Here is a 7,400-nt window from a genome sequence, read left to right on the forward strand (position 1 = left end):
CAAACAGCATGCGGTCTAGCCTCCCCAAGGCCTCCGAACACCCGCCAACCGGCACCACAGTGAAAACCGCTCACGGATGAAAAGTTGCGCCAACACGAATGTTCAATGCCGTCGAGCCTCGCCACGCGAAATCTGGATCAAGCAAATTTAAACCGCAGTCGAACGGACGTCGAAGTTTCCGAGTCGCGCTGATTTGACATACTTTTGGCATGGAGGACGATGGCGGCAAATCGAGTGAGCTTCCGCCCGACACGAGTGGGAAGCCAGTGGTGGTCAACCCATACGCTGGGGGTGGCGGGGGCAGCACCCTCGCCCATCGAGTTGCAACCCGTTACCTCGCGGACGTGTTGCTCGGTGCTGCACGCCCTGAGACCGGCGAGTTGCCCGCGGTAAGGGTGGCATTTCAGACCAACCCAGCCAACCCAGTCGACGACCTGCGCGTGGAAGCCGAGAAGAACGGCGAACGTGCCATCGTCCACATAGCTGTCCGACGAACACCACAATTCATCAGGAGCCACAAGAAGACTGCAGAGCTAGTCGGCACGCTCCTTGACCAGGTAGATACATTCGCGATCGACGACCGCGCATACGTCGCGGTCGCGCTTGCTGGAATGACGAACGCACATCGGGAGGTGCAGAACCTCGCTTCTCTCGCCCGGGAAAACTCGGCTGAGTCGGACTTCTATAGCCAGGTCCATCAGCCCGGGCGGCACCGCAACTACGCCAACCGCTACGGACACATCACCGGCCTTGTGGCAAAGGCACGCCCGCAGGCCTCTGACAATGACCTTCGCGACCTGGTCTGGTCGCTTCTGAACCGGCTCTGGGTGCTGGACTTTCGCGTCGAGTCCGACGACGAAACGGATTGGGTCGAGATCGGCAACCGGCTGAACACGATAGCGCGGCAAGGGAAAAGCGGCGCTGACGTTCGCGACAACCTTCACTCAGCTGGGGCGACACAGTTCGACCAGAAGGGCACAGTGGTCGATCGCCAACTGATCCGGCGCAAGCTCCACACGGTCCTAGCGTCCGAGGCCGGTAAGTCAATGGCCGCATGGGTGCAGCTAGGTGTCGAACAGCACTCGGCGAAGGTGGCAGTCCGACACGAGCTAGCTGGCGGGCTGAATCTGCCACGCACAACGCTGCACGAAAGGATAAAGGCCGAGCTTCTCGTCGCCGGGACCACCCGGAGCTCACTACTGCTCACAGGCGAGTCCGGAACCGGCAAGAGCGCTCTGACGCTGTCGGGAGCTCTGGCTCTCGCTAAAGCCGATAGCAACTTCGAATGCGTAATCTTGAACCTACGCAGAACCCGCAACAGCGAGCCGGCTTTATCAGCAGACCTAGGTATGCCGCTCACGAAGGTCCTTAGCGAGATGTCAGCACCGTCTCGGATCCTCGTCGTCGACGCTGCCGACGCAGCCATCGAAGGACGTGGCGAACTGCTTCGAGAGCTCGCAGCAGCCGCCCACGAAGCGGGAGCCGGTTTAGCCCTGGTCGCCGCGGACAATGCAAGTGAGGACGCCGCCAGCACCCTTGTCGGCCTATACCCGGCACCGAAGAAGTTCGAGATTCCAGGCCTCGACGACGCCGAGTTGCACGTCGTAGGCGCAAGGCTGCCAGCAATCGCAGGAGCATTGCGCAACCTGCCGAAAAAGTCACTACTTCGACGATTGGCGGTCGTCGACCTTCTCGCCCGGACAGGCACGACGGTCACCGCACCTCTGGACCATTGGGCTTGTCTTCAACTGATCTGGAACAACTTGATCGGTCGCAAAACAGCCGAGGGTTCACCAACTGCGCGAACAGAGGCCCTTCTGGCCATGAGCGAGACGGAGCTGAAACTACCGAAAACCGAGAGGGCCTACCCGCGCCCAAACCCTGCTGCACTCGACGCTCTCCGGACCGACTTGTTGGTCGCCCCAGCCGACCTACACACTGCTGCGCCCGAGTTTGCACACGACGAAATCCGCCGATTCGCGACGGCGGTATGTCTGGTTCGGACGGAATCCATTACGAGCACCCTGACTGCTTCAGGCCGCCCCTTGCGATGGTCGATGTCCGCCGCCAAGCTCGCTTGCGAGGGCAAACTGACGCGTGCGGCGAATCCCCACCTTGAGCTTGCGATGCTGGTAGCTCAGTTCGATCTTCTCGGCGACGAATCGACGGTTCGTTGGAAAGACGTGCCGCTTGAAGCCGTACTGGAAATGCCGAACGCGTACGACCTACTGCGGCGCGCGTTCGAGACCGCCGCCCCTAAATCACACGAGATTCTTGCGACGTTCGTCAGAATCACCTCACTCCACCAGCGTCACAACAACATGATTGACGTCCCCCGAGGCGAGCCAATCGTCCGACTCCTCATCGAAGAAGTCAACGAGCTGTGGAGTCAGGACAATGAACCGTTTCGCCTACTGACCGACTGGCTCAACGCAGCACTGATGGAGGGACTTCCCGCGGGCAATCAGACTCGGACAGCACTGAGGGAGGTGCTGCTCAAGCACTGGCGAACCTATAATGATTCGACCGACCCGGCCGGCCACCACCATGAGACCGAGGACAGTGCCGTGATCGACACTACCGGTCATCACAGAGAAAAAGCGTCCGGCCGGCGGACTCTGCCCTGGCAAACTAACCAGCCGCGATACATCCAGTTGCTGGCCCTGCTTGGTCCTGACATTGACCACGATGTGCGCGCCTGCCTGCAGAGGGTTGCGGCCAAATCTCCGTCGCGCCTCCAACCAGCGGTCGATCTCGATTGGAGCGCATGGGGTATCGGATCGCATGATCCCGACCTGCTAATCCAGCTCACCGAGGCCTACTACATCGACAGCCGTGGTAGCGCTAACCGTCGCGGCTCTCTCCGCCGAACCGGCATACGCGACCACCAGCCGCAAGGCTTCGGGCCATTGAGCAGCCCTACATCCGGGCCGTTCTGGCTCCTCACCCGAATGTGCGCGCATAAGCACTGGATTCCTGCCGTGAACCGCATGCTGAACCACGCCGTGAACATCCGCTGTCACGTCGAACCCGGAGGTGAAAACGTCAAACCTGACTCAACTTTCACGCTCGCGATCTCTGGCACCGAGCGAACGTACGTCGGCGACAGCGACGTCTGGGGTTGGTACCGCGGCAACACCAACGGACCATACCCATGCATGAGCGCGCTCCAAGCCGTCGAACGGTGGATCGACCAACTAGTCTCCGACGGCGCCGCGCTCGCCAACATTGCTACCGCACTCCTGAACGGCTGCGAAAACCTGGCCATGCCGGCCCTCATTCTCGGCGCAACCATCCGCCACCTCGGCGCGGATCTGAAGACATTGGACCGGTATCTCGTCGAACCACTCGTCTGGGAGCTCGACTCCATCCGCGTCAATAGGGAGTCCATTAGCTTCATGCGCACGCCCGACGATGGCATCACCAACCCGGAACGACGGAAATGGCACCTGCGAGATGTCGCCGTACTCCTCGTCCTCCGCGCCGATCAGCAGCGTCGTATCGACATGAAAAACTTGGGTGAACGACTTCTCGAGAACACCGTTCGCTTCGATCCAAGCGACTCCACCGCTCGCCGGTGGGCGGCGACGTTCGACGCGGACAATCTCGCAACAGACCCCACCGAAGGTGGGGTACTCGTCTCGATCAACGAGCCCGCCGACATCGAAAAAGAACTCGGTCCGGTACGGGCAGATATGCTCCGCGGCCACGTCCTTCTGGAGCTGCAGAACAAGTATTGGATCCCCGCGCGACAACAGAAGCGAGGTTGGACCCCGCCTACTCCAATCGAAATAGCGAACGACCTAGCGCGGGTCAAAGACCTGCATGACAACCCACCCGAGTTCACAGCATCCGACCCGTACCTCACCATTGCCTGCGTCGCGTCTGCTGCGGTACGCACCGCTGCCGCAGGACACCCTGAAGCACTCGGCGCCGACCCCACGTTCGCAATCACCTCGATCCTTGAAATTCTTGAACAGACCGCGGACGACGCCAAAGGCAACGATGACGCACTCAGGTTCGAGAACGACATCGGAACTCGAGCGGTGGCCGCCGGCGCAATCCCGCAACTGCTACTTCCCCAACTCGCGGAACATATCAGTACAGCAGGGGCAAGCCCCGGTGACGTTGCGTCCACGGCCGCGACGCTAGGTTCCCTGGCAGCAACCGACACCTGCATGTCATTCGCTCGCGGTTTCGACACTGTGTGGGAGAATCGATGTACTGACGACCCATGCATTCACTTGACCGCATATGAATGGGTAGTCGACCTCGCGCGGCTGTGCGAAATCGGCAAATTCGACGAAGAACTCCAGCACCATCCCCGAGTGGTCATTGAAGGTGATGTACTAGCTCGCATTCGGCAGATACGACCCGACAGGCTCGACACGACGCGCCTCAGCGCGACCATCCGTGCTATTGGTCGCGCCGCTGCGACGGACGCCTGCGTGGCGGAGGCAGCCCAAAAGGACCTGGTAATACTGCTTCGGTGCCAGGCGCACGCTATGGTCGAACAAGAATCACCGGAACACGGTTACTTCGTCGACGACCACGGCGCCGAAACAATGACCGCGGCACGCGCACTGTTGCACCGCCAGTCACGTGCAGACTCAACCGACGCGTTGTTACTCGACTACGTCACGATCCTGGCTCCTGCCACCCACGTGTTCAGTGCATTCCTGCGAGACTTGGCAGTAGCCGGAGCAGAAACCCAAGAGCTAGCCAACACGGCAAAGAGAACCTGGCCAACGCTCTTTGTACATGTTCTGGACCAGGTAGACCTCAATAAGGCGATCTACGATCAGGGTGACAGCTTCGTCGACTATGCACTGAGTCACCTGATTCCGAACCACCCGGAGTCAACCGATCTACTGCACAGTGAGTTCGGTCTCCGAACTTTCAAAGGAGTAGAAGCTGGCCAGCTATTGGATCTCATTTCCCGGTGGCTTCCCTACGCAGCAGGTAGACACTCTTGCATGTTTGAACTCATCCAGCTTCTGCGGCAACTCTCTATCGAGATGCAGCTTAACCATGGATTTTTTTGGCTTGAGGCGCTGTGCCTTTCCGAACCCAGCCGTCAACTCGTTTCGTCCGCGTCCTTGAACGAATGGCTGGTAGACATTCACACCGAAGCCAATATGCGTGGATTCGGTGAGAACTGGCTCCGGCTCGTCGATCGATTGGTTTATGCAGGAAATAATGTTCTCGCGCCCTATTCGCGCTGAACAAGTCGGTGCCCCGTCGATCAATGACGATGCGGAGCATTAGGTCTGCCAGGTTGGTGACCAGGGCCTCAGTTTACGAATAGAAACTGATGTTTCGACCATGGAAACCGAACGTCACTGTGTAGCTGAGACGACAACAAGCGGATCGAGTCGGAGGTAGTGGGGTCTGTAAGTCTCGACGGCAATCTCTCCGAAGGCCGAGTGTTCTCACCGACACAGTGGTTGGTCGCCGAAGACTGTAAACTCGCGATCCGAGAGCGCTGCGGTGTTCGCACCCCGGGGTCGGTGAGTAGGACGACGCAGAACGTGTCCCAACTGACTCGGTGTTGAAGACGCATTTTGCGTGACCGACAACTGGCCGCGAGCGTCGACTCCGAAGAAGGCGCGGCATCGGCTTACGGCGATTGACGCGTCACGATGCCTCGTTCGTTGGCTCGCGGGCCATCGGAGGAGTGATCGATCCGCTGAGCGCAGCGCTCGGGATGGAGCGGCTGCGGAACCTGGACAGGAGCTGGCACCGGATCGCTCGCAAGTAGTTGGTAGCGCGAATCTCGACACCACTCGCGCCGTTTATCCCTATTGTCCATTCCATGATCGAACAGAAGGACGTCGAGCAGCAGCTCGCGCTGGACCACGAAACACGCTCGTTCGAAGTCAAAGGCCCGAGAGACTTCACCGACACCTCCTACGTCGCAAAGATCGCTCGCGCAGCTATGGCGATGGGAAATCTCAGTGACGGCGGAGTTGTCTGCCTTGGAATAGACGACGACCGAATCCGCGAGATGAAGCCCGGCCTCACTTCCGCCCAGGCTGCAGATTGGTCCGATTTCGACAACGTCAGCGCTGCATTGGCAAAATACAGCGACCCACCGGTGTCCTTCCACATTCACCGGTACGAGCTCTCGAACGGAGTCACTATCGTCGTTCTCGACGTCACAGAATTCGACCGCGTCCCGCACGTGTGCACGAAGGCTTACCAAGGGGTCCTACAGGACGGGTTCACCTACGTTCGTCCGCGTGGCAAACCCGAGTCGGTGACCGTTCCCTCGTCGTCGGACATGCGCGATCTGCTTGACATCGCCATCAACAAAGGCGTCCGTGAGTTCATCCGACGCGCAGGCGCCGCAGGACTTCCTTTGAGCCCCAACGGTCTATATCGAGACCCAGACAAAGCCGCCTACGACGATGAACGATCGCAGGCGTGGCCTGCAGCTGTGGCCCACGCTGGAACGAGTACCGACACCGTCGACGGGTTCTTTGGATCTTTGGGCTACACCGACATCGCTATCCGACCGGGCATCTATGACAAGAAAAGGCTCGGTCCCGAACTCCTCGAATCCACACTCCTCGACCACATCGTGCGACTGCGTGGATGGCCAGTGCCGTGGGTCGATCAGAGAGAACCAATCAACCGCCACGGCACCTGGATCGCCCAAGATCTCTCCGGACAGAACACCAACAAAAAAGAAGCCTGGCGCCTGTTCACCAGCGCGCAATTTCTGCACCGCCGAGCCCTTGCCACCGACATGAACCCAGGCACCGCAGAACTGACCGCCACACATCCCCTCGCCTCCGGCGCAGTCGCAGTTTGGGACGTCCTGCTCTACATGATCGAGATCGCCGAGTTCGGTGCCCGCTGGGCCACGACCCTCAAAAGCGACACCATCACATTCGAGATCACACTCTGCAACATTGCCGGACGCCAACTCATCTCCGGCGACCAAAAACGGGAAATTTCGAACAATCTCATCGTCAAGGCAGACCGCTTATCGGCCTCCCACACGTTTACCGCAACACAGCTGATCACCGACACCCGGCTCGCCGGTGTAGACCTCGCCCAGGACATCCTTAGCCAATTCGGGGCCAATATCTCCGGCCAGATACTTCTCGACTACCAAGATCAGATCCTGCACTGACCACCCGACCCGAACCCACGGCCCACACTGCACATTGCAAAACGACCGAATCAATCCACACGACGACGCTCAGCCTATGAACAAACCACGATGGCCGCCCCGCCCGGATGGCAACCTGACCCGAATGAACCACGACTGATCAGATACTGGGACGGAATTCATTGGACTGAACCGTCCTGGATCTGATGGAGACCTGGTTCAAGCCACTTCGCGGTCGGAGGTGGCGGTCGAGCATTGATGACGGTACTCGTTTTCGTAG

Annotated in this window: 4 protein-coding genes; 3 read left to right on the forward strand and 1 reads right to left on the reverse strand. The window is 59.6% G+C overall.

What is annotated here, in order from left to right; genetic code table 11:
• Positions 1 to 533 precede the first annotated feature (533 nt).
• Positions 534 to 944 (reverse strand): hypothetical protein, encoded by a 411-nt coding sequence (locus A2J03_RS31800; protein WP_231912656.1) that lies wholly within the window; start codon positions 942 to 944, stop codon positions 534 to 536.
• Between the two features lie 693 nt (positions 945 to 1,637).
• Here A2J03_RS31800 and A2J03_RS22470 point away from each other — a divergent pair.
• The 3 genes from A2J03_RS22470 to A2J03_RS32115 all read left to right on the forward strand — a co-directional run bounded on the left by A2J03_RS22470 (position 1,638) and on the right by A2J03_RS32115 (position 7,327).
• On the forward strand, positions 1,638 to 5,225 hold the full coding sequence (locus A2J03_RS22470) for a hypothetical protein (protein ID WP_231912657.1): 3,588 nt from the start codon (positions 1,638 to 1,640) through the stop codon (positions 5,223 to 5,225).
• 590 nt (positions 5,226 to 5,815) lie between these two features.
• Positions 5,816 to 7,141: an AlbA family DNA-binding domain-containing protein gene (locus A2J03_RS22475; protein ID WP_068378412.1), complete on the forward strand. Its 1,326-nt coding sequence runs from the start codon at positions 5,816 to 5,818 to the stop codon at positions 7,139 to 7,141.
• 90 nt (positions 7,142 to 7,231) lie between these two features.
• Positions 7,232 to 7,327: a DUF2510 domain-containing protein gene (locus A2J03_RS32115; RefSeq protein ID WP_082898020.1), complete on the forward strand. Its 96-nt coding sequence runs from the start codon at positions 7,232 to 7,234 to the stop codon at positions 7,325 to 7,327.
• The last annotated feature ends 73 nt before the right edge of the window (positions 7,328 to 7,400 follow it).

It is taken from the genome of Rhodococcus sp. EPR-157 (assembly GCF_001647195.1).
Lineage (GTDB): Bacteria > Actinomycetota > Actinomycetes > Mycobacteriales > Mycobacteriaceae > Rhodococcoides.